This is a genomic window from Nocardia colli, assembly GCF_008704205.1.
Classification (GTDB): domain Bacteria; phylum Actinomycetota; class Actinomycetes; order Mycobacteriales; family Mycobacteriaceae; genus Nocardia; species Nocardia colli.
Genome location: NZ_VXLC01000040.1, coordinates 1 through 23,170, shown reverse-complemented (window position 1 = coordinate 23,170; position 23,170 = coordinate 1). Strand labels below are relative to the sequence as shown.

At 66.9% G+C, this 23,170-nt stretch carries 22 protein-coding genes; all 22 read left to right on the top strand.

The window, feature by feature from the left end; genetic code table 11:
* The first annotated feature begins 42 nt into the window (after positions 1-42).
* The 22 genes from lysA to murA all read left to right on the top strand — a co-directional run bounded on the left by lysA (position 43) and on the right by murA (position 22,852).
* The gene (gene lysA / locus F3087_RS42910; RefSeq protein ID WP_150407945.1) at positions 43-1,464 is read left to right on the top strand and encodes a diaminopimelate decarboxylase; all 1,422 of its coding nucleotides are present in this window, start codon (positions 43-45) and stop codon (positions 1,462-1,464) included.
* Positions 1,461-2,813, top strand: a complete 1,353-nt coding sequence (locus F3087_RS42905; RefSeq protein WP_150407944.1) for a homoserine dehydrogenase — start codon at positions 1,461-1,463, stop codon at positions 2,811-2,813. The genes lysA and F3087_RS42905 overlap by 4 nt, the downstream gene beginning before the upstream one ends.
* Entirely contained in the window at positions 2,810-3,904 is a 1,095-nt protein-coding gene (gene thrC, locus F3087_RS42900) for a threonine synthase (RefSeq protein ID WP_150407943.1), read from the top strand. Before F3087_RS42905 ends, thrC begins: the two co-directional genes overlap by 4 nt.
* Positions 3,905-3,953: 49 nt before the next feature.
* Positions 3,954-4,919, top strand: a complete 966-nt coding sequence (gene thrB, locus F3087_RS42895) for a homoserine kinase (protein WP_150407942.1) — start codon at positions 3,954-3,956, stop codon at positions 4,917-4,919.
* 288 nt (positions 4,920-5,207) lie between these two features.
* Positions 5,208-7,334: a transcription termination factor Rho gene (gene rho / locus F3087_RS42890; RefSeq protein WP_191094431.1), complete on the top strand. Its 2,127-nt coding sequence runs from the start codon at positions 5,208-5,210 to the stop codon at positions 7,332-7,334.
* 626 nt (positions 7,335-7,960) lie between these two features.
* Positions 7,961-8,206, top strand: a complete 246-nt coding sequence (gene rpmE, locus F3087_RS42885; protein ID WP_150407940.1) for a 50S ribosomal protein L31 — start codon at positions 7,961-7,963, stop codon at positions 8,204-8,206.
* A 124-nt stretch (positions 8,207-8,330) separates the two neighbouring features.
* Positions 8,331-9,401 carry a peptide chain release factor 1 gene (gene prfA, locus F3087_RS42880; protein WP_223885785.1) on the top strand — a complete coding sequence of 357 codons (1,071 nt, stop codon included), beginning with the start codon at positions 8,331-8,333 and terminating at the stop codon, positions 9,399-9,401.
* 30 nt (positions 9,402-9,431) lie between these two features.
* A complete protein-coding gene (prmC, locus tag F3087_RS42875) occupies positions 9,432-10,301 on the top strand; it encodes a peptide chain release factor N(5)-glutamine methyltransferase (RefSeq protein WP_150408013.1) in 870 nt (289 codons plus the stop codon).
* An 87-nt stretch (positions 10,302-10,388) separates the two neighbouring features.
* A complete protein-coding gene (locus tag F3087_RS42870; RefSeq protein WP_150407938.1) occupies positions 10,389-11,054 on the top strand; it encodes an L-threonylcarbamoyladenylate synthase in 666 nt (221 codons plus the stop codon).
* A gap of 16 nt (positions 11,055-11,070) precedes the next feature.
* Positions 11,071-12,228 carry an MraY family glycosyltransferase gene (locus F3087_RS42865; RefSeq protein ID WP_150407937.1) on the top strand — a complete coding sequence of 386 codons (1,158 nt, stop codon included), beginning with the start codon at positions 11,071-11,073 and terminating at the stop codon, positions 12,226-12,228.
* Between the two features lie 11 nt (positions 12,229-12,239).
* Positions 12,240-12,698 carry a hypothetical protein gene (locus tag F3087_RS42860; protein WP_150407936.1) on the top strand — a complete coding sequence of 153 codons (459 nt, stop codon included), beginning with the start codon at positions 12,240-12,242 and terminating at the stop codon, positions 12,696-12,698.
* 249 nt (positions 12,699-12,947) lie between these two features.
* Entirely contained in the window at positions 12,948-13,796 is an 849-nt protein-coding gene (gene atpB, locus F3087_RS42850) for a F0F1 ATP synthase subunit A (protein WP_191094430.1), read from the top strand.
* A 70-nt stretch (positions 13,797-13,866) separates the two neighbouring features.
* Positions 13,867-14,115, top strand: a complete 249-nt coding sequence (locus F3087_RS42845; protein ID WP_150407935.1) for an ATP synthase F0 subunit C — start codon at positions 13,867-13,869, stop codon at positions 14,113-14,115.
* Between the two features lie 5 nt (positions 14,116-14,120).
* Positions 14,121-14,684 carry a F0F1 ATP synthase subunit B gene (locus tag F3087_RS42840; protein WP_191094429.1) on the top strand — a complete coding sequence of 188 codons (564 nt, stop codon included), beginning with the start codon at positions 14,121-14,123 and terminating at the stop codon, positions 14,682-14,684.
* Between the two features lie 19 nt (positions 14,685-14,703).
* The gene (locus F3087_RS42835) at positions 14,704-15,513 is read left to right on the top strand and encodes a F0F1 ATP synthase subunit delta (protein WP_150407933.1); all 810 of its coding nucleotides are present in this window, start codon (positions 14,704-14,706) and stop codon (positions 15,511-15,513) included.
* Positions 15,514-15,560: 47 nt separating this feature from the next.
* Positions 15,561-17,198, top strand: coding sequence for a F0F1 ATP synthase subunit alpha (gene atpA, locus F3087_RS42830; protein ID WP_150407932.1), 1,638 nt, complete (start codon positions 15,561-15,563; stop codon positions 17,196-17,198).
* A 66-nt stretch (positions 17,199-17,264) separates the two neighbouring features.
* Positions 17,265-18,236 carry a F0F1 ATP synthase subunit gamma gene (locus F3087_RS42825; protein WP_150407931.1) on the top strand — a complete coding sequence of 324 codons (972 nt, stop codon included), beginning with the start codon at positions 17,265-17,267 and terminating at the stop codon, positions 18,234-18,236.
* 16 nt (positions 18,237-18,252) lie between these two features.
* Positions 18,253-19,701: a F0F1 ATP synthase subunit beta gene (gene atpD / locus F3087_RS42820; RefSeq protein ID WP_150407930.1), complete on the top strand. Its 1,449-nt coding sequence runs from the start codon at positions 18,253-18,255 to the stop codon at positions 19,699-19,701.
* A 6-nt stretch (positions 19,702-19,707) separates the two neighbouring features.
* Positions 19,708-20,085: a F0F1 ATP synthase subunit epsilon gene (locus F3087_RS42815; RefSeq protein ID WP_150407929.1), complete on the top strand. Its 378-nt coding sequence runs from the start codon at positions 19,708-19,710 to the stop codon at positions 20,083-20,085.
* Positions 20,086-20,400: 315 nt separating this feature from the next.
* On the top strand, positions 20,401-20,817 hold the full coding sequence (locus tag F3087_RS42810; protein WP_191094428.1) for a DUF2550 domain-containing protein: 417 nt from the start codon (positions 20,401-20,403) through the stop codon (positions 20,815-20,817).
* A 46-nt stretch (positions 20,818-20,863) separates the two neighbouring features.
* Positions 20,864-21,445 carry a cob(I)yrinic acid a,c-diamide adenosyltransferase gene (locus tag F3087_RS42805; RefSeq protein ID WP_150407927.1) on the top strand — a complete coding sequence of 194 codons (582 nt, stop codon included), beginning with the start codon at positions 20,864-20,866 and terminating at the stop codon, positions 21,443-21,445.
* Between the two features lie 147 nt (positions 21,446-21,592).
* Positions 21,593-22,852 (top strand): UDP-N-acetylglucosamine 1-carboxyvinyltransferase, encoded by a 1,260-nt coding sequence (gene murA, locus F3087_RS42800; protein ID WP_150407926.1) that lies wholly within the window; start codon positions 21,593-21,595, stop codon positions 22,850-22,852.
* Positions 22,853-23,170 lie beyond the last annotated feature (318 nt).

The following is a 23,170-nucleotide window of genomic DNA, read 5'->3' as shown; positions in this document are numbered from 1 at the left end:
CTGCGCGGTCACGACGGAGCCGAGCGTCAGCGAGGTGGAGTCGTGAGCGCGCATCCTGCTGGGCCTCGGCACGCCGAGATCCCGCACGCACCCAACCTGCCGGAGCGCCCTCGCGATCCGCAGCAGCTGATCGATTTGCCGGCGAATGTCTGGCCGCGCAACGCGTCCCGCGACGACGACGGCGTGGTGCGGCTGGCCGGTGTGCCGGTGCACGAGCTGGCCGCCGAATTCGGCACCCCGCTGTTCGTGGTGGACGAGGACGACTTCCGGTCGCGCTGCCGCGACATGGTGCGTGCGTTCGGCCCGAACGCGCGAGTCCACTACGCGTCCAAGGCTTTCCTGTGCGGCGAGATCGCCCGCTGGATCCGGGACGAGGGCCTGTCGCTGGACGTGTGCTCCGGCGGCGAGCTCGCGATCGCCCTGCACGCGGGCTTCCCGGCTGAACGAATCGCGTTGCACGGCAACAACAAATCGGCGACCGAGCTGGAAGCCGCGGTCACCGCCGGGGTCGGGCACGTGGTGGTCGACTCGCTGATCGAGATCGAGCGGCTGGAGGCCATCGCGGGCCGCGCCGGCGTGCTGCAGGACGTGCTGGTCCGGGTTACCGTCGGCGTGGAAGCCCATACGCACGAATACATTTCGACCGCGCACGAGGATCAGAAGTTCGGCTTCTCGATCGCCGGCGGCGACGCCATGGAGGCGCTCGCGCGGGTCTTCGACGCGGACAACCTGCGCCTGGTCGGCCTGCACAGCCACATCGGTTCGCAGATCTTCGAGATCGACGGCTTCGAGATCGCCGCGCGCCGCATGCTGCGGTTGCTGCACGACGCCATCGAGAAGTTCGGCGTCGACCGCACCGCGCAGATCTCCACGCTGGATCTCGGTGGCGGACTTGGCATTTCGTACCTGCCCAACGACGATCCGCCGCCGCTGGACGACTTCGCCGGCAAGGTGCGCGACCTGGTCGCCGCCGAGGCGGCCGCCATCGGCCTGCCCGAGCCGAAGATCGCGGTGGAACCCGGCCGCGCCATCGCCGGGCCGGGCACGGTCACGTTGTACGAGGTCGGCACCATCAAGGACGTCTCCCTCGACGGTGGCCTGCGCCGGCGCTACATCAGCGTCGACGGCGGCATGAGCGACAACATCCGCCCGGCGCTGTATCAGGCGGACTACGACTGCCGCCTGGTCTCCCGCTCGTCCGAGGCCGCCGCGGTGGTCGCGCGCGTGGTCGGAAAGCATTGCGAGAGTGGCGATATCGTCATCCGCGATACCTGGATGCCGGAGGATGTCGGCCCGGGTGATCTGGTCGCCGTCGCCGCGACCGGCGCGTACTGCTACTCGATGTCCAGCCGATACAACCAGCTGACCCGCCCCGCGGTGGTCGCGGTACGCGACGGGCAACCGCGTCTCATTCTGCGCCGGGAAACGGTGGCGGACCTGCTCAGCTTGGAGGTTGAATCATGACAAATCCTGCCCAGAACACTTGGGGGAGAGATCAACCGATCGGTGTAGCGGTCCTCGGCATGGGCAATGTCGGCACGGAGGTTGTGCGGATCCTGCGCGACCACTCCGAAGACTTGCGTTCCCGCGTCGGCGCGCCGCTGGTGCTGCGCGGCGTCGCGGTCCGCAATCTGGACAACGACCGTGGCCTGCCGCCGCACCTGCTGACCACCGACGCGGACGCGCTGGTCGCCCGCGAGGACGTCGACCTGGTGGTCGAGGTGATCGGCGGCATCGACCCGCCGCGCCGGCTGATCCTGGCCGCGCTGAACGCCGGCAAATCCGTGGTGACCGCGAACAAGGCGCTGCTGGCCGACTACACCGGCGAACTCGCGGCAGCCGCCGAGCGCAGCCGCGCCGACCTTTACTTCGAGGCCGCCGTCGCCGGCGCCATCCCGGTGGTCCGCCCGCTGATCCAGTCGCTGGCCGGGGACCGGGTCAACCGGGTGGTCGGCATCGTCAACGGCACCACCAACTTCATCCTCTCCGCGATGGACGAGACCGGCGCCGACTACGAGGTCACGCTGAAGGAGGCCACCCGCCTGGGTTACGCGGAGGCCGATCCGACCGCCGACGTGGAGGGCTACGACGCCGCCGCCAAGGCCGCGATCCTCGCCTCGCTCGCGTTCCACACCCGGGTCACCGCGGCTGACGTGTACCGCGAGGGCATCTCCAAGATCAGTTCCGAGGATCTGGAGACCGCGTCCGCGCTGAACTGCACGGTCAAGCTGCTCGCCATCTGCGAGCGGGTGCCCGCCGGACCGGGCGAGCCGAGCGTGGCCGAGGGCGGCAAGGACCGTGTCTCGGTGCGCGTCTACCCGGCGCTGGTCCCGCGCAAGCATCCACTGGCCGCGGTGAGCGGCGCGTTCAACGCGGTGGTCGTCGAGGCGGAGAACGCCGGACGGCTGATGTTCTACGGACAGGGCGCCGGCGGCGCGCCGACCGCGTCCGCGGTGCTCGGCGATCTGGTGATGGCCGCGCGCAACAAGTTCTACGGTGGCCGCGCACCGGGCGAATCGGTTTATGCTGAGCTACCGATCGCGCCGATCGGCGATACACCCACCCGCTACCACGTGAACCTGCAGGTGGCAGACCGTCCCGGGGTACTTGCCGCGGTGGCGGGCGAATTCGCCAAGCACGGGGTGAGCATCTCGACCGTCCGCCAAGAGGGGCACGGCACGGGAGCTCGCTTGGTCGTGGTTACCCACCACGCCGTGGAATCTGCGCTCGCGGACACCGTCACCGCCTTGGGCGAGATGGAATCCGTCACATCAATCACCAGTGTTCTGAGATTGGAAGGCACCGAAGAATGAGTACGACTGGCGTGGCGCCGCAGGCAGGAGTGCACTCCCGCTGGCCCGGTCTGATCGCGGCCTACCGCGATCGGATCGCAGGTGCGGCGGAATGGGAGCCGGTCACCCTGTACGAGGGCGGTACTCCACTGGTGCCCGCACCGCATCTGTCCGAATTGACCGGATGTGACGTTTATCTCAAGGTCGAGGGCCTGAACCCGACCGGCTCGTTCAAGGACCGCGGCATGACCGTCGCGATCACCGATGCCAAGTACCAGGGTCAGCAGGCGGTGCTCTGCGCGTCCACCGGCAACACCTCGGCATCCGCCGCGGCCTACGCGACCCGCGCGGGCATGACCTGCGCCGTGCTGATCCCGCAGGGCAAGATCGCGATGGGCAAGCTGGCCCAGGCGGTCATGCTGGGCGCCAAGATCATTCAGGTGGACGGCAACTTCGACGACTGCCTGGAGCTGGCCCGCAAGGTCACCTCGGACTTCCCCAGCATCGGTCTGGTGAACTCGGTGAACCCGGCCCGCATCGAGGGCCAGAAGACCGCGTCGTTCGAGATCTGCGACGTGCTCGGCCGCGCGCCCGACGTGCACGCGCTGCCGGTGGGCAACGCGGGCAACATCACCGCGTACTGGCGCGGCTACCGCGAGTACTACGCCGACGGCATCACCACCCAGCTGCCGCGCATGCTCGGTGTGCAGGCCGCCGGCGCCGCGCCGCTGGTCAACGGCGCCCCGGTGAGCAACCCGGAGACCATCGCGACGGCCATCCGGATCGGCGCGCCCGCGTCCTGGAACGGTGCGATGGCGGCCAAGGAGGAGTCCGGCGGCGCGTTCCGCGCGGCCACCGACGACGAGATCCTGGCGGCATACCGCCTGGTCGCGGCGCACGAGGGCGTGTTCGTCGAGCCCGCTTCGGCGGCCAGCGTGGCCGGCCTGCTCGCGGCGCACAAGGAGGGCTGGCTGGATTCCGGCCTGACCGTCGTGTGCACCGTCACCGGCAACGGGCTCAAGGATCCCGACACCGCGTTGCTGGGAATGCCGCAGGTGCAGGCGATTGCGGTCGACCCGGTCGCGGTCGCCCACGAACTAGAGCTGGCCTGAGTTGAGTTCGCGCGAAGGCCAGTTGTACGTGCGTCCACGGGCCGCGAGCATGAGTCGCACGCTGCCCGCGGGACTTTCGGTAACCGCGCGGGTGCCGGCGTCCAGCGCGAACCTCGGTCCCGGGTTCGATTCGCTCGGTATGGCTTTGGGGATCTACGACGAGATCGAGGTGCGCACTACCGATTCCGGGCTGAACATCCGGGTCGAGGGTGAGGGCGCCGACGATGTCCCCTGGGGCCCTTCACATCTCGTGGTGCGCGCGATCGAACGCGGACTCGAATCCGCGGGTGTCTGGGCGGACGGGCTCGATGTGGTGTGCCGCAACGTGATTCCGCATTCGCGCGGGCTCGGCTCCTCGGCCTCGGCCGTGGTCGGCGGGCTGGCCGCCGGCTGCGCGATCGCGGCGAAGTTCGACGCCGCGCTGGCCACCTCGGACGACCAATTGGTGCAGCTGGCAGCGGAATTCGAGGGTCACCCGGACAACGCGGCGGCCAGCGTGCTCGGCGGCATCGTGGTCTCCTGGACCGAGACCGACCGGGCCGCCGACATCGGCCAGGACGGCGTGCCGGTGGCCGAGCATCACGGCCGGGTCTACCGGGCCGTGCGGCTGGACGCGCATCCGACGCTGCGACCGGTCGTGCTCATTCCGGAGGAACGTTCTGCGACCGCGCACACCAGGGGTTTGCTGCCCGAGACGGTGCCGCACGGCGACGCCGCGTTCAACGTCAGCCGAGCGGCCCTGGCCGTGGTCGCCTTGACCCAGCGTCCGGACCTGCTGATGCCCGCGACGGCCGACCGGCTGCATCAAACCCAGCGTGCGCCCGCGTTACCGCTGACCACCGCGTGGGTTTCCCGGCTGCGTGCGGCCGGAATCGCGGCCACTGTGTCGGGCGCCGGTCCCACCGTTTTGGCCTTGGGGACCTGCGAATTCCCTGCCGAACTCCGTGAACTCGCGGCGATGGACGGGTTGCGGGTGGTCGAACCAGGACTTGCCGATGGAGTCCTGATCGACTGACGGCGCGTCTGGCTTGCCGAGATTCGCAATGGGCAGCTATCCTGAGCGAGTCCGTACATCGTGCGCATCAGACGCCGGTGCTTCATCAGGGCAATCGCTCCAGCAGGCTCCAGGCTCGAGCCTCCAGGCCATGGGGGTGCTGCGTAGCTGCGCAACTGGAATGATCACTCCCCACCTCACACCACCGGTGGCGAAGCGGACGGACGCATCCGAGTCCGGCAGAATGCCCGGACTGCGGGACGAACCCTCGAAACAGCACACGGCAATCGGGGGAAGGAAAGGATTTCCGTGACAGATACGGACCTGCTCGCGACACCCGGGGTGGAATCCAACCCAACATCTCCGGGGGACCGCGAAAGTGACTCCGGACAGATTTCGAAGATGAGCGAACAAACCGACGTCGCACGATCGGGGCTGACTGGAATGTTGTTGCCGCAGTTGCGCGCGCTCGCGGGGGAGCTCGGTATCCGAGGCACCTCCGGAATGCGCAAAGGCGATTTGATCGCCGCAATCAAGGAAAATCAGGCCGGTAAACCGGCCAAGGGTGAAAAGCCCGAAGGGGGACAGGCCAAGTCCGCGGTTTCCGCCAAGGCCGATACGCCCGGTAATACGGAAGCGCCGGCCACTCGGTCGACGCCCGCTCGGGCCGAACAGGGAACTCTCGATGTGGATCCCGCCCCGGCGAAGAAGGAAACTCCGGTTGCCGAGGCGGCTGCCCCGGCGAAGGAATCCGCTCCCGTGAACTCGGCGCCGGCTGAGACCGCGTCCGCCAACCCGGCCGAATCCACCGAGGATTCCGGTCGCGATGGCGGTCAGCGTGGTCGTGGTCGGCAGCGGCGCGGCCGTGACCAGGCGCGATCCGGTGGCGGTGAGACCGCTTCGACCGATGCGCGTGGTGACGAGCCGAAGCAGGACACCGAGCAGGGCGAGCGGCGTCGCGAGCGCAACCAATCGGGCGAGCGCAACCAGACCGGTGAGCGTAATCAGAGCGAGCGCAACCAGACCGGTGACCGTGCACCGGCGGGCGAGCGTAATCAGTCGGGTGAGCGCGGCCAGTCCGGCGAGCGCAACAACCAGAACGGCAACGGCGGCGGAAACGCCAACGGCGGCCGCAACAACGACCGGAACAACGCGCGCAACAACAATGACGACGACGAAGAAGGCGGTCGCGGGCGGCGGGGACGTCGATTCCGCGAGCGGCGTCGTGGTCGTGACCGCGAGCCGGGCACCGGTGGCGGCGAGGCGCGCGAGCTGGAGATCCGCGACGACGACGTGTTGCAGCCGGTCGCGGGCATCCTCGACGTGCTGGACAACTACGCGTTCGTCCGGACCTCGGGCTACCTGGCCGGACCGAACGACGTCTACGTCTCGATGAACCTGGTCCGCAAGAACGGCCTGCGCCGCGGTGACGCGATCACCGGTGCGGTGCGTGCCCCGCGCGACGGCGAGCAGAGCAACCAGCGGCAGAAGTTCGACCCGCTGGTCCGGCTGGACACGGTCAACGGCGGTGAGGTCGAGGCGGCCAAGCGGCGTCCCGAGTTCAGCAAGCTCACCCCGCTGTACCCGAATCAGCGACTGCGCCTGGAGACCCAGCCGAACAAGCTGACCACCCGGGTCATCGACCTGATCATGCCGATCGGTAAGGGCCAGCGCGCCCTGATCGTCTCGCCGCCGAAGGCCGGTAAGACGACGATCATGCAGGACATCGCGAACGCCATCGCCATCAACAACCCCGAGGTCTACCTCATGGTCGTGCTGGTCGACGAGCGTCCGGAAGAGGTCACCGACATGCAGCGTTCGGTGAAGGGTGAGGTCATCGCCTCCACCTTCGACCGGCCGCCATCAGACCACACCTCGGTCGCCGAGCTCGCCATCGAGCGGGCCAAGCGACTGGTGGAAATGGGCAAAGACGTTGTGGTGCTGCTCGACTCGATCACTCGATTGGGCCGCGCGTACAACAACTCGTCGCCCGCTTCGGGTCGAATCCTGTCCGGTGGTGTCGATTCCACCGCGCTGTACCCGCCCAAGCGGTTCCTCGGCGCGGCGCGCAACATCGAGAACGGCGGCTCGCTCACCATCATCGCGACCGCGATGGTGGAGACCGGATCCACCGGTGACACGGTCATCTTCGAGGAATTCAAGGGCACCGGTAACGCGGAGCTCAAGCTGGACCGCAAGATCGCGGAACGGCGCGTGTTCCCCGCGGTGGACGTCAATCCGTCCGGTACCCGTAAGGACGAGCTACTGCTCAACCCGGACGAGGCCGCGGTGCTGCACAAGCTGCGTCGCGTACTGTCCGGCCTGGACTCGCACCAGGCGATCGATCTGCTGATCGACCGTCTGAAGAAGTCCAAGAACAACCTCGAGTTCCTGATGCAGGTGAGCAAGACCGCGCCTGGCGCTCTGGACGAGTAGGTCCGCAAGTCGTACTGCCGAGAGGGCTCCGTGCAAGCGGGGCCCTCTCGGCGTTTGCGGGCCGAAGAACAGGACTCCGATGCCGGCCGCGCCGCTGATCAGGAAACCGAGGATGATCGCCGAACTCGCCACCGCACTCCCCTCCGGAGCGGTGGTCGAGGACTGGACATAGTCGGCGGTCCCCGGCGCGGCCGTGGTCGTGGTGTCCGGAAGGGCACACCAGCCGACCGCGACAGCGAGAATCAGCAGACCGAAAATCGCGGACGCGACCCGGATGTTCACAAGTTCTCCCTTCGCTGCTCACGGCACGCCGTTGTGCTGGGGTTTCAACTCTATGAACGAAGCTGTTCGTGTACGTGAGTAGCGAACTACCCGTCTTCAGGGTCCCGGAGGCACCGGCCGAGCGCGTGCCCGGACTTCCTGGGGCGGCAGCGATGGGGGGAGTACCTAGGGCGGGAACAAACCACTTGCCGGGGGTGTTTTGGGAGCGTAGGGACTGTTCTGGCATACTGAACGGTCGTTGCGTCTGCTCTGTTCGAGCAGGCCTCCCGCCTAAGTCGGCTCCGGTTCACGTTCGGCGCGAATCTCGCGTGAACGACCCGGCGGCCAATATCGAGAGGACACCCATGAAGGCAGGAATTCACCCGACGTATGTCGAGACCACGGTCGTCTGTGGTTGCGGCAATACCTTCCAGACTCGCAGCACCAAGGAGTCCGGACACATCAACGTCGAGGTCTGCTCGCAGTGCCACCCGTTCTACACCGGCAAGCAGAAGATCCTCGACACCGGTGGCCGCGTGGCCCGCTTCGAGGCCCGCTACGGCAAGCGTGCCGGCAAGAAGGCCGACGCGGACGACGCCGCAGCCAAGTAGCTTCCTCGCCGACGCCCGGTCCTGCTCACGCAGGCCGGGCGTCGGTGTTTTGTGCGGCCTCGAGCATTCGCTCTCGCAAGCGCTTTAAATGGGGTCGGTCCTTTCAAACAGAAAGAGGAAGCACGTGACGCAACCGTCCGCGATCGACGACATTCTGGCCGAGCACGCCGGTCTGGAGACGCAGCTGTCCGATCCGGCGCTGCACAATGATCCGGGCGCGGCCCGCCGGGTCGGCAAGCGCTTCGCCGAGCTCGCGCCGATCATGGCCACCTACACCAAGCTGAAGTCCGCGCGCGACGATCTCGCCGCCGCGCAGGAACTCGGCGCCGACGACGCGACCTTCGCCGCCGAGGTCCCCGACCTGGAGCGCCAGGTCGCCGAGCTGGAGCAGACCCTCGCGGACCTGCTCGCCCCGCGCGACCCGCACGACGGCGACGACGTGGTGCTCGAGGTGAAATCCGGTGAGGGCGGCGAGGAATCGGCGCTGTTCGCCTCCGATCTGGCGCGGATGTACGTCCGCTACGCCGAACGGCACGGCTGGAAGGTCGAGATCCTCGACGTCACCGTGTCCGATCTCGGCGGGTACAAGGACGCGACGCTGTCGATCAAGAGCCGGGACGCCGCGCGCGACGGTGTCTGGTCGCGATTCAAGTTCGAGGGCGGCGTGCACCGGGTGCAGCGCGTTCCGGTGACCGAATCGCAGGGCCGCATCCACACCTCCGCCGCCGGCGTGCTGATCTACCCGGAACCCGACGAGGTCGAGGCCGTGCAGATCGACGAAACCGACCTGCGCATCGACGTCTACCGTTCGTCCGGCAAGGGCGGCCAGGGCGTCAACACCACCGACTCCGCCGTCCGGATCACCCACCTGCCCTCCGGCATCGTGGTGACCTGCCAGAACGAGCGTTCGCAGCTGCAGAACAAGGCCCGCGCCATGCAGGTGCTGGCCGCGCGGCTGCAAGCGCTCGCCGAGGAGCAGGCCGATCAGGAAGCCGCGGCGGGCCGGGCCAGCCAGATCCGCACGGTGGACCGTTCCGAGCGCATCCGCACGTACAACTTCCCGGAGAACCGGATCGCCGACCACCGCATCGGCTTCAAGGCGCACAACTTGGACGCCGTGCTGGACGGCGACATGGACGCGCTGCTCGACGCCCTCGGCAAGGCGGACCGCGAAGCTCGAATGGCCGCAGAATAAACACCTTTCGGAAGAGTTGCCGACATGTCTATGACCCGCGAAGCGTTGCGCCCGGCCATCAACGACGCCATCGAGACGTTGCGTCAGGCCGGGGTGCACAGTCCGCAGGCCGATGCGGAGCAACTGGCCGCGCACGTGATCGGGGTCGAGCGCAGCAGGCTGGTGCTCACCCCGCTCGTCGCGCCGGACCGGCTGGCCGAGTTCCGCGCGCTGGTCGATCGGCGGGCGCAGCGAATTCCGTTGCAGCACTTGACCGGAACCGTCGCGATGGGGGAGATCGAGCTCGCGGTCGGGCCCGGCGTGTTCGTGCCGCGACCGGAAACCGAGCTGCTGTTCGCCTGGGCGCTGGCGCAACTCGAGGCGCTGCCGCACGATCACGCACCGATCGTGGTCGACCTGTGCACCGGCTCCGGCGCGCTGGCGCTGGCCATCGCGCACGCGCGCCCCGACGCCGATGTCCGTGCGGTGGAACTCGATCCGGCCGCGCTGAGCTGGGCCCGGCGCAATGCCGACCAGTGCATCGCCGACGGCGACACGCCCATCACGCTCTATGCCGACGACGTCACCGACCCGGCGCTGCTGACCGAACTCGACGGCCGAGTCGACCTCGTGGTGTCCAACCCGCCCTACATTCCCGACGGCGCGCAGCTGGATCCCGAAGTCGCCGACCACGATCCGCACCGCGCCCTGTTCGGCGGCCCGGACGGCCTGGACGTCATCCGCGGCATGCTGCCCACCATCACCCGCCTGCTGCGCCCTGGCGGCGCCACCGCGATCGAGCACGACGACTCGAACGGCTCGGACCTCGCCGCCCTGCTGGGCAAAAGTGATTTCACCGACATCGCCGAACATCCCGATCTCGCGGGCAAGCCCCGCTTCGTCGTCGCGACCCGTTCCTGACCGCCCGGTGCCCGGATTGCCGCATTCGCCGCGGCCGTCGACTGGGGGATGGTGGTCCGCGCGCATGCCCGTGACAGGATGGTGGCCGTGAGTACCGTCTATGACTGCGCGGATCCCGACACCCGCGCCGCCGGACTGACCGCAGCCACCAGCGCCCTGAAGTCCGGGCGACTCGTCGTGCTGCCCACCGACACGCTGTACGGCCTGGCCGCGGACGCCTTCGACTCCACCGCGGTGAGCTCGCTGCTCGCGGCCAAGCGCCGTGGCCGCGACATGCCGGTGCCGGTCCTGGTCGGCTCCTGGCACACCATCGACGGACTGGTCTTCTCGGTCCGCCCGCAGGCCCGCGAGCTGATCCGGGCGTTCTGGCCCGGCGGCCTGAGTCTCGTTGTGCAGCAGGCGCCTTCGCTCGCCTGGGACCTCGGCGACACGCGGGGCACGGTGATGCTGCGGATGCCGCTGCACCCGGTCACGCTGGAACTGCTCCGTGAGGTCGGCCCGCTGGCGGTGTCCAGCGCCAACGTCTCCGGGCAGCCGCCGGCCAAGACCTCCGACGAGGCCCGCGACCAACTGGGCGACCTGGTCAACGTCTACCTCGACGGCGGCCCGGCCGACCACGCCGTCGCCTCCACCATCGTCGATCTCACCGCCGATCAGCCGCGCATCCTGCGCGAGGGCGCGGTACCCATCGCCGACATCGCCGAGGTGCTCGGCATGTCGCCGGAGGCGCTGACCGGCGCCTCCATCCGATGATCGCTGGGTGCCGCGGATGACCGGTTCGGGTGCAGTCGTCCCCCTGCGGGAGCTATTGCTCGTCCTGCTCATCTCCGCGGTCGTGACCTTCCTGGCCACCGGCGGCATCCGGGTGCTCGCCATCGGCTTCGGCGCCGTGGCGGTGCCGCGCGATCGTGACGTGCACATCAAGCCGATTCCGCGGATGGGCGGGGTCGGCATCTACGTCGGGGTGGTCGCGGCGATGCTGTTCGCCTACCGGCTCCCCGCGCTGCGCCGTGGTTTCGATTACACCCCGAACATTCCGCTCGCGGTCCTGGTGGCGAGCACGATCATCGTCGCGGTCGGCATCGTCGACGACCGCTGGGGCTTGGACGCGCTGACCAAGTTCGCCGGCCAGGTGACCGCCGCGGGTGTGATGGCCGTCATGGGTCTGAGCTGGTACAGCATCTACAACCCGTTCAACAACACCACGGTGTTCCTCGACGCGCTGCAAGGCGGCCTGATCACGGTCGCGGTCACGGTGACCCTGGTCAACGCGATGAACTTCGTCGACGGGCTCGACGGGCTCGCGGCCGGGCTGGGGCTGATCGCGGCGGTCGCGGTGTTCATCTTCGCGATCGGCCTGATGAATCAGCAGGGTGGCTCGGTGGACACCTACCCGCCCGCGTTGCTGGCCGCCGCGCTGGCCGGCGCCTGTCTCGGCTTCCTGCCGCACAACTTCCAGCCCGCGCGGATCTTCATGGGCGACTCCGGCTCGATGCTGATCGGCCTGGTGCTGGCCGCGGTCTCCACCAGCGCGTCCGGCCGGATCCCGCTGCAGGGCTTCGGCACCCGCGACATCGTCGGCCTGCTGTCGCCGCTGCTGCTGGTCGGCGCGGTCATGTTCATTCCGGTGCTCGATCTGGTGCTGGCCATCATCCGGCGGGTGCGCGCGGGTGTGAGCTTCTCCACTCCGGACAAGATGCATCTGCATCACCGATTGCTGCAGATCGGGCATTCGCACCGGCGCGTGGTGCTGCTCATCTACTTGTGGGTCGGCATCCTCGCGTTCGGTGCGGTCGGCACCGCATTGATGAACCTCACACTGGTCGTCCTGCTGGTCGCGGGCGGGCTGGTCTTCGCCCTGGTGGTGACCGCCATTCCCGGGCTGCGCCGCGGGGAGGCAGCGGGGGACCGGCCACCGTCCGGGTAAGGTTCGCGAATGTGAACTTCACTCCCACTCCGGTCCCCGGTCCCGATGCCCCGCTCAAGGCGGCGTTGCGCTACGGCTTGATCGGTTTGGGCGCGCTGATTGTGTTGTCCGTCGCAATCGGCGCCGCGGCCGCAGGCATGCCCGGCCTGTGGGGTGCGTTGATCGGCTCGGCTATCGGCGGCGGCTTCATTCTGACCACCGCCGCGGTGGTGTTGTTCGGCGCCAAATTGCCGCCGTCCACGGCGGGCATGGTGATGCTGGCCAGCTGGGTAGGTAAAATGCTGGTTGCCCTTTTGGTCATAGCAATACTGAATCAATTCGACTTTTATGACCGAATGGTCCTTTTCCTGACCGTGATCGGCGCGTTGGTCATCGTCCTCGGTGCGGAGACGTATGGCGTTGTCAGACAGAAGGTTCCGTACGTGACGGTGCCGGATTCGACCCCGGAAACACCGGCTCGGGAAGATTGATCCCCACCCACCTACACGCTGTCGTAGATAACTTGGTAAAGTGTTGGTAAGCAAGCAACCAAGCGAGGGGGGATCGCCAAGATCCCTCCGAGTGCCGCTATGCTTACTGCCGTGCCGGGCTCTGAGGGTTCCGGTTCTGCATGTCGACGATGTCGCCGACACACGTACAGACGCCAGGTGGAATCAAAACCCGCCGCACAGCTGCTGACGAACTTCGAGCCGACCTGAGTCGACCCAAATTGATCGTCAATGTCCGATCGAACCGTGGGATCAACCGAACCCACGGCCCGAACACGGGAGAGAACGCTGAGCGTCACCACTTTGGCGGGCGAGTTCCACGCGCCATCGCTGTCCGACTTCTTCCCTCCAGCGCTGCTGTTCGAGGGTACGCCGTTCGAACTCGATCGTTTGATGCTTATCAGGCTGATCATGTCGGCGGTCCTGATTGTCGTGATGCTGCTGGCTTTCCGGAATCCCCGTCTCATCCCGCGCGGACTGCAGAACATCGCCGAAACCGGTCTGGTGTTCGTCAAGGAGCAGATTGCCGACGAGATCCTCGGTAAGGAAACCGGTCGCAAGTACTTTCCGCTGATCGCGACAATCTTCTTCTCGGTGCTCTTTCTGAACTTCTCCGGCATCGTTCCGGGTTTGAACATCTCGTCGAACGCCCGAATCGGCTTTCCGCTGGTGCTGGCGCTGATCGCCTACATCGCGTTCAACTACGTGGGTATCAAGAAGTACGGGTTCTGGACCTACCTGCGCAGCAGCGTCGTGGTGCCGAATGTGCCGCCCGCGCTGCATGTGCTGCTGATTCCGATCGAGTTCGTCTCGACGTTCGTGCTGCGTCCGTTCACGCTGACCGTCCGACTCATGGCCAACATGCTGGCCGGCCACATCATGCTGGTGCTTTTCTTCAGCGCCACCTGGTTCTTCCTGTTCGACGCGGTCGCGTGGATGAAGGTGTTCTCGCCGTTCTCGCTGCTCGCGGGTCTCGGGTTCACCCTCTTCGAACTCCTGGTCATCTTCTTGCAGGCCTACGTTTTCGCCCTGCTGACCGCGGTCTACATCGGACTTGCGCAGCACGCAGATTCGCACTGACCCACAACTACCGGATACCTGCTACACACGCCGACCGGCGGGTGAGCAACAGAAAGGGAAATGGAACCTCATGAGCCTCGCTTACTTGGCCCAGGAAGCCGCTTCGAACTCTGACAAGATCAAGGGCTACGGCGCCATCGGCTACGGTCTCGCCGCCATCGGCCCCGGCATCGGCGTTGGCATCGTTGTCGGTAAGGCGATCGAGGGCATTGCCCGTCAGCCCGAGCTCCAGGGCACGATCCGTACCAACATGTTCCTCGGTATCGCGTTCACCGAGGCCCTCGCCCTGATCGGCCTTGTGGCCGGCTTCATCTTCTGATTGCCATGAACGGGCTTTCTGTGTTCGCCGCGGATGCGGGGGAAGACATCAACCCCCTCATCCCCGAGACTTACGACATCGTGTGGTCGGTGGTCTGCATCGCGATCATCGGCGTCGTTTTCTACAAATATGTGATCCCTCGCTTGCTCAAGGTGCTCGACGAGCGCAGCGATAAGATCGAGGGCGGCATCGCCCGGGCCGAGGCCGCGCAGGAAGAGGCCCAGCTCACACTGCAGCAGTACCAGCAGCAGCTGGCCGAAGCTCGGCTCGAGGCATCGCGCATCCGTGAGGACGCGCGCACCCAGGGTCAGCAGATCCTCGCGCAGATGCGCGCGGACGCGCAGGCCGAAAGTGATCGCATCGTTGCCGCTGGCCAGAGCCAGCTGGAAGCACAGCGCCAGCAAATCCTTACCGAACTGCGCTCCGAACTCGGCCATACCGCCGTAGATTTGGCCGAAAAGATTATCGGGCAGTCGGTTTCGGACGAAGCTAAGCAGGCGGCGTCGATCGAGCGGTTCCTGACCGAACTCGACGACGAGTCGAAAGCCGGCATCGGGGTCGGAAGGTAGCGACGCGAAAGTGAGAAGCATGTACGCAGCGAGCCGCGAGGCCTGCGCCCGGTCTCGGGAGGCGCTCAGGGCCGCTCTGACCGGAAGCGACAGTGTCGCGGCCACAACGGGTTCCGAATTGTTCGCCGTTGTCGCCGTGCTGGACGACCAGCGTTCGCTGCGTGTTGCGCTCGCGGACGTGTCGGTGCCCGGTTCGGTCCGGGCCGAGCTCAGCGAACGGGTCTTCGGCGGCAAGGTCAGCCCGGCCACTCAGGCCGTGCTGACCACCGCCGTGGCCCAGGACTGGTCCCGGACCGCCGACCTGGTCGACACCCTGGTGTTGCTCGGGCAAGAGGCGTTGCTGGAGTCGGCGGCCGACAGCGGCCGGCTCGACGCGGTCGAGGACGAGCTGTTCCGGCTCGGCCGGATCATCAGCGACAACCCCGACCTCGAGCAGGCCCTCGCCGACCGGACCAAGCCGGCCGAGGCCAAGCGGGAACTGATCGATCGCCTGCTCACCGGCAAGACCGAATCCATCACCCTAACCCTGGCTGAGCAGGTGGTGACCAGGCAGAAGACGGCAGTCGGGGTGGCATTCGACGAACTGTCCGACCTGGCCGCGGCCCGTCGCGACCAGATCGTGGCGCACGTGCGTGCGGCGATCGAACTGTCTGCGCAGCAGCGCGAGCGGCTCGCCGCCTCGCTGAATCGCATCTACGGCAAGCCGATCCAGGTGCACGTACAGGTCGACCCGAGTCTGCTGAGCGGGCTGGTCGTACACGTCGGCGACGACGTGATCGACGGCAGCGCCATCGGCCGGCTCGAACGGCTGCGTCGGTCCCTGACCTGACGTCCCCACTTCCCCCCGACATTCGACACAGCGAGAGCAGGAAGAACATGGCGGAGCTGACGATCTCCTCCGACGAGATCCGTAGCGCGATCGAGAGCTACACGCAGAGCTACACCCCCGAGACCTCCATCGAAGAAGTCGGTGTTGTCACCGACACGGCCGACGGCATCGCGCATGTCAGCGGCCTGCCTTCGGCAATGGCCAATGAGCTGCTGGAGTTCCCGGGTGGCGTGCTCGGCGTGGCGCTGAACCTCGAAGACCGCTCGATCGGTGCGGTCATCCTCGGCGAGTACGCCGACCTCGAAGAGGGCCAGCAGGTCCGCCGGACCGGCGACGTGCTCTCGGTTCCGGTCGGCGACAAGTTCCTCGGCCGCGTGGTCGACCCGCTCGGCCAGCCGATCGACGGCCTGGGCGAGATCGAGTCCGAAGAGCAGCGCGTGCTCGAGCTGCAGGCCGCCTCGGTGCTGGAGCGTCAGCCGGTCGAGGAGCCGCTGGCCACCGGCATCACCGCCATCGACGCCCTGACCGCGATCGGCCGTGGCCAGCGTCAGCTGATCATCGGCGACCGCAAGACCGGCAAGACCGCGGTCTGCATCGACGCGATCCTCGCGCAGAAGGCGAACTGGGATTCCGGTGACCCGGCCAAGCAGGTGCGCTGCATCTACGTCGCCGTCGGCCAGAAGGGTTCCACCATCGCGGGCGTCAAGTCCGCGCTGGAGGCCAGGGGCGCGCTGGAGTACACCACCATCGTCGCCGCCCCCGCGTCGGACTCCGCCGGCTTCAAATGGCTTGCGCCGTACACCGGTTCGGCCATCGGCCAGCACTGGATGTACCAGGGCAAGCACGTCCTCATCGTGTTCGACGACCTGACCAAGCAGGCCGAGGCGTACCGCGCCATCTCGCTGCTGCTGCGTCGCCCGCCGGGCCGCGAGGCGTACCCGGGTGACGTCTTCTACCTGCACTCCCGTCTGCTGGAGCGTTGCGCGAAGCTGTCCGACGAGCTGGGCGCCGGCTCGATGACCGGCCTGCCGATCATCGAGACCAAGGCCAACGACATCTCGGCGTTCATCCCGACCAACGTCATCTCCATCACCGACGGCCAGGTCTTCCTCGAGTCCGACCTGTTCAACAAGGGCGTCCGCCCGGCGATCAACGTCGGTACCTCGGTCTCCCGCGTCGGTGGCGCGGCCCAGACCAAGGGCATGAAGAAGGTGGCCGGCTCGCTGCGTCTGGAAATGGCGCAGTTCCGCGAGCTGGAAGCGTTCTCCGCGTTCGCCTCCGACCTCGATGCCGCGTCGCTGGCGCAGCTCGAGCGTGGCGCCCGCTGGGTCGAGCTGCTCAAGCAGGACCAGTACTCCCCGGTCGCCGTCGAGGATCAGATCGTCTCGATCTTCCTGGTCGACGACGGTCGCTTCGACTCGGTTCCGGTTGCCGACATCCGTCGGTTCAACAGCGAACTGCTCGAGCACCTGCACCGCGCCGCGGCCGACGCCTTCAAGTCGATCGAGGGTGGCAAGGTGCTCAAGGACGAGGCCGCCGACCAGATCAAGTCGGAGACCGACAAGTTCAAGCAGGGCTTCCTCGCCTCCGACGGCAGCCGTGTGGTGAACGAGGCCGAGGCGGGCGATCTCGAGCACGAAGAGGTCGAGACGCTCTCGGTCACCCGCAAGCACGTCGAGAAGTGACCCAGGTCCGGGACTGATGCGAGTTTTTCGTAAAGACGATGCGAATGAAGGGAGTGTGAACCGCTGATGGCAAGTTTGCGTGAATTGCGCTCCCGCATTCGTGGTGTGAATTCGATCAAGAAGATCACCAAGGCCCAGGAGCTGATCGCGACCTCGCGAATCTCCAAGGCGCAGGCCAGGGTTGCGGCCGCCAAGCCGTATGCCGAGGAGATCACCAAGGTCCTCGGTGAACTGGCGAACGCGTCGAAGAACCTGACCCACCCACTGCTGACCGAGCGCGCCGAGCCGCGCCGGGCGGCGGTGCTGGTGATCACCAGTGACAGCGGCATGGCCGGTGGCTACAACTCCAACGTGCTCAAGCGCGCCGAAGAGTTGATGCACACACTGCGTGGCGAGGGCAAAGAGCCGGTGATCTACGTGATGGGCAACAAGGGCCTCACGTACTACACCTTCCGCAACCGCACCCCTGTCGCCTCGTGGACCGGGTTCTCGCAGCAGCCGAAGTACACCGATGCGTCGGCCGCCTGCAACCACCTGGTCGAGGCGTTCATGGCCGGTTCCGAGGGCGTGGTTCCCGCGCCGAACGGCACCGGCGACATCGCGGGCGTGGACGAGCTGCACATCGTGTACACGCGGTTCGTGTCGATGCTGACCCAGACCCCGGAGGTGCGCCGGCTGGCGCCGATCCAGGTCAGTTACGTCGACGAGAACTTCGACATGGGTGAGGACTTCGTGTCCGATTCGCCGACGGCGGATGTGCACGCGCAGTACGAGTTCGAGCCTGACGCCGATGTGCTGCTGGCGGCCCTGCTGCCGAAGTACATCAACACGCGTATCTACTCATCGTTGCTCGAGGCAGCGGCATCCGAGTCCGCGGCTCGGCGCACCGCAATGAAGGCAGCCACCGATAACGCCAACGACCTTGCCACGGATCTTTCCCGGCAGGCGAACTCGGTGCGGCAGGCCCAGATCACGCAGGAAATCAGCGAAATTGTCGGCGGCGTAAACGCGCTGGCTTCGAGCTCGGACCGCGACTAAGCGCAGGAAGAGAAAAATGACCGCAGCAGTCACGCAAGACAACACGAGTCGGACCGGCGCAGACTCAGGTCGCGTCGTCCGAGTCATCGGCCCCGTCGTCGACGTCGAGTTCCCCCGGGGCTCGATTCCCGATCTGTTCAACGCCTTGCACGCCGAGATCACCCTGACCTCGGTGGCCAAGACGCTGACCCTCGAGGTTGCCCAGCACCTCGGCGACGGCATCGTGCGTTGCATCTCCATGCAGCCCACCGACGGCCTGGTCCGTAGCGCCCCCGTCAGCGACACCGGCAAGCCGATTTCGGTGCCGGTCGGCGACGTGGTCAAGGGCCACGTGTTCAACGCCCTCGGCGATTGCCTGGACAGCCCGGGCCTCGGCCGCGACGGCGAGCAGTGGGGCATCCACCGCAAGCCCCCGTCATTCGACCAGCTCGAGGGTAAGACCGAGATCCTGGAGACGGGCATCAAGGTCATCGACCTGCTCACCCCGTACGTGAAGGGTGGCAAGATCGGCCTGTTCGGTGGCGCCGGTGTCGGCAAGACCGTGCTCATCCAGGAGATGATCACCCGTATCGCGCGGGAGTTCTCCGGTACCTCCGTGTTCGCCGGCGTCGGCGAGCGCACCCGTGAGGGCACCGACCTCCGCCTGGAAATGGAAGAGATGGGCGTCCTCCCGGACACCGCCCTGGTCTTCGGCCAGATGGACGAGCCGCCGGGCACCCGTATGCGCGTCGCCCTCTCGGCCCTGACCATGGCCGAGTACTTCCGCGACGTGCAGCACCAGGACGTGCTGCTCTTCATCGACAACATCTTCCGGTTCACCCAGGCCGGTTCCGAGGTGTCGACCCTGCTCGGCCGCATGCCGTCGGCCGTCGGTTACCAGCCGACCCTCGCGGACGAGATGGGTGAGCTCCAGGAGCGCATCACCTCGACCCGTGGCCGGTCGATCACCTCGCTGCAGGCGATCTACGTGCCCGCCGACGACTACACCGACCCGGCGCCGGCCACCACCTTCGCCCACCTCGATGCGACGACCGAGCTTTCCCGCCCGATCTCGCAGAAGGGCATCTACCCGGCCGTCGACCCGCTGACCTCGACCTCCCGCATCCTGGAGGCCTCGATCGTCGGCGACCGGCACTTCGCCGTGGCCAACGAGGTGAAGCGGATCCTGCAGAAGTACAAGGAACTGCAGGACATCATCGCCATCCTCGGCATGGACGAGCTCTCCGAAGAGGACAAGGTCCTCGTCGGCCGCGCCCGTCGCCTGGAGAAGTTCCTCGGCCAGAACTTCATCGTGGCCGAGAAGTTCACCGGCCAGGTCGGTTCGGTGGTTCCGCTGGAGCAGACCATCGACGACTTCGACCGGGTCTGCAAGGGCGAGTTCGACCACTTCCCGGAGCAGGCGTTCAACAGCTGCGGTGGCCTCGACGATGTCGAGGCGGCCGCGAAGAAGATCGCCGGAAAGTAGTCCCCGATGTCGGAAATGTCAGTTGATCTCGTCGCCGTCGAACGGCTGCTCTGGTCCGGCCAGGCAACGTTCGTGGCCGCGCAGACCACCGAGGGTCAGATCGGCATCATGCCGGGACACGAGCCGCTGCTCGGCCAGCTGGTCGAGGGCGGCACCGTGGCCATCGTCTCCACCGAGGGCGAGCGCATCGTCGCGGCGGTGCACGGCGGCTTCTTCTCGGTGACCGCGACCACGGTCCGGATTCTCGCCGAGTCGGCGGAATTCGCCGACGAGGTGGATGTCGAGGCGGCCCGGCGCGTGCTGGCCGACTCGGCGGCCAGCGAAGAGGACCAGCTGGCGGCGCAGGCCCAGGTCCGCGCTGCCGAGCAGGCCGCGAACGCGTAAGAGACAACCGGATACCGAGCACGAGACTGTCGGCGGCGAAGGGATCTTCGCCGCCGACAGTCGTCTTAAAAGCACTGACGGTCGTCTTAATACACGGCCCCCCAGTTTGTAAACTCGGTGTCGTGGTTGAATGACCGCACGGCGGTGCGCTCTACGGGTCCGGAGGCGATGGCCCCAGGTATCGGATCTGGGGGCCGGAGTCCTATACCTGCTGCGTGTGTACGCGCAGTTGGAGGGCTTGCGGGGACCGCCAATTGAATAGAGCGTCGACGCCACGGCGACAGAGCGAAGGGACGAACTGCATTGCAGACCGGGATGGTTCTCCTGATCATTCTGGTGCTCACGCTCGTGTTCTTGGCCCTCGCGTCGACCTATCGCCTGATCATGTTGCGGCGCGGCGGAACTGCCGCCCTGTTGCGGGTGCTGCCCGCGCGCGGTGGTCAGGGTTGGCGACACGGATTGATCCGCTACGACGAGGACCGAATGGTCTTTTTCAAGTTGACCAGTCTGAAACTCGGACCCGACTGCACAATTCGCCGGCAAGGCATCGAGATCGGTGACCGGCGCGGACCGGTCGGCGACGAATTCGACATCATGAGTGACGACATCGCGGTGATCGCGGTCTCCGATCGAGACGGCAGCTTCGAGCTGGCCCTGGATCGAGCGTCGCGGACCGCATTCTTGTCCTGGGTGGAATCGCGCCCCTCGGACCGCACGCGCAGGATGCGCTGAGCTCGCGGAATCAGTTGTTGCATCGGCAGCGGTTAGGGTTGGGCCTGTGAGTGTTCATCTGACGCGGATCTACACGCGCACCGGCGACGACGGGACCACCGGTCTCAGCGATTTCTCGCGGGTGGCGAAGACCGATCCGCGCCTGGTCGCGTACGCCGATTGCGATGAGACGAACGCCGCGATCGGGGTGGCGATCGCGCTCGGGCAGCCCGCGGAGCAGTTGCGCGAGGTACTGCTGCAAATACAGAACGATCTGTTCGACGCCGGCGCCGATCTGTCTACCCCGGTTGTCGCGGAGCCGAAATATCCGCCGCTGCGCATCACCCAGCCCTACATCGATCGGCTCGAAGGCTGGTGCGATGAGTTCAATGCCGAACTGCCGGCACTGAATTCGTTCATCCTGCCCGGCGGGACACCGCTGGCCGCGCTGCTGCACACGGCGCGCACGGTGGCGCGGCGCGCGGAACGGTCGGCCTGGGCGGCGGTCGAGACACACCCGGACGACACGAACGTTTTGCCGGCCAAGTACCTCAATCGGCTCTCGGATCTGCTCTTCATCCTGAGCCGCGTGGCCAATCCGGGCGGCGATATCCTGTGGAAGCCCGGCGGAACCAGGTCGAGCACCTGATAATGCTCGAGGTACGAGGACACACGTCCGCCGGCCCGCAACCCGAACTACCGTGGCACCCACCGGTGCGCTGAATACCCGGAGTGGCGGAACAGTGCCGCAACTATCCTTGCACCCAACAGTGCGCCGAATACGCGGAGAGGCGGCATGGAACGGTTTTTGGTTACCGGCGGGAATCGACTCGTCGGTGAAGTCGCGGTGGGGGGCGCCAAGAACAGCGTCCTCAAGCTGATGGCCGCTGCCTTGCTGGCCGAGGGCACCACCACGATCACGAACTGCCCGGACATTCTCGACGTGCCGCTGATGGGTGACGTGCTGCGCGGTCTCGGCTGCGACGTCGCGATCGACGCGGGGGTGGTCACCATCGACACCCCGGCCGAACCGAAGTATCACGCGGACTTCCCCGCGGTGACGCAGTTCCGCGCGTCGGTCTGTGTGCTCGGTCCGCTGATGGCGCGCTGCAAGCGCGCGGTCGTGGCGCTACCCGGCGGGGACGCGATCGGTTCCCGGCCACTGGATATGCACCAGGCCGGCCTGCGGTTGCTCGGCGCGACCAGCGAGATCGAGCACGGGTGCGTGGTCGCGCGGGCCGATGAGCTCCAGGGCGCCAAGATTCGGCTCGACTTCCCTTCGGTGGGGGCGACCGAGAACATCCTGATGGCCGCCGTGCTCGCCGAGGGCGAGACCGTCATCGACAACGCCGCGCGCGAACCCGACATCGTCGATCTGTGCAACATGCTGGTGCAGATGGGCGCCCGGGTCACCGGCGCGGGCACCTCGGTACTGACCGTGCAGGGCGTCAAGCGCCTGTCGCCGACGACCCATCGCGTGATCGGCGACCGTATCGTCGCCGCGACCTGGGGCATCGCCGCGGCGATGACCATGGGTGACGTCCGGGTGACCGGGGTCAATCCCAAGCACCTGTCCTTGGTGCTGGACAAGCTGCGCTCGGCAGGCGCGCGTATCTCCTTCGAGCAGGACGGTTTCCGGGTCGTGCAGGCCGAGCGTCCGCGCGCGGTCAACTTCTCCACATTGCCGTTCCCCGGCTTCCCGACCGACCTGCAGCCGATGGCGATCGGGCTCGCCGCGATCGCCGACGGCACGTCGATGATCACCGAGAATGTCTTCGAGGCGCGGTTCCGGTTCGTGGAAGAGATGATCCGGCTCGGCGCCGACGCGCGGACCGACGGTCATCACGCTGTGGTGCGCGGTATTCCCCGGTTGTCGAGTGCGCCGGTGTGGTCGTCCGATATTCGGGCCGGCGCTGGATTGGTACTCGCCGGTTTGGTTGCCGACGGAACCACGGAGGTGCACGACGTCTTCCACATCGACCGCGGCTACCCGAACTTCGTCGAGCAGCTCCAGGCGTTGGGTGGCGAAGTGAAGCGAGTCGGCGCCGCGGAGTGAGGGCCGGCGCCGAAAACGCTTCCGGCCCAGCCCTGCCCGCACCGGAGATGCTCCGCGTCACCCCCTCTGATCAGGGGATTTGACATGGTGCACGCAGACACGTAACTTAGTTCGAGTCAGAGCGACACGGACACCGACCCGGTGCCGAGGAGCTGAGTGGAAACGCTCAGCGACGGCCAGGGACACGAGGTAGTACGAGGAGCGCCTGACGCTCACACTGGTTCGATCGAGACCCTGGATTTGGTTCTGGGGGAACGGCTGAGCTAAGCTGGATAAGTTGCCTCACCGATCAAGCGGACAAGATCCGGGCGATGGTGC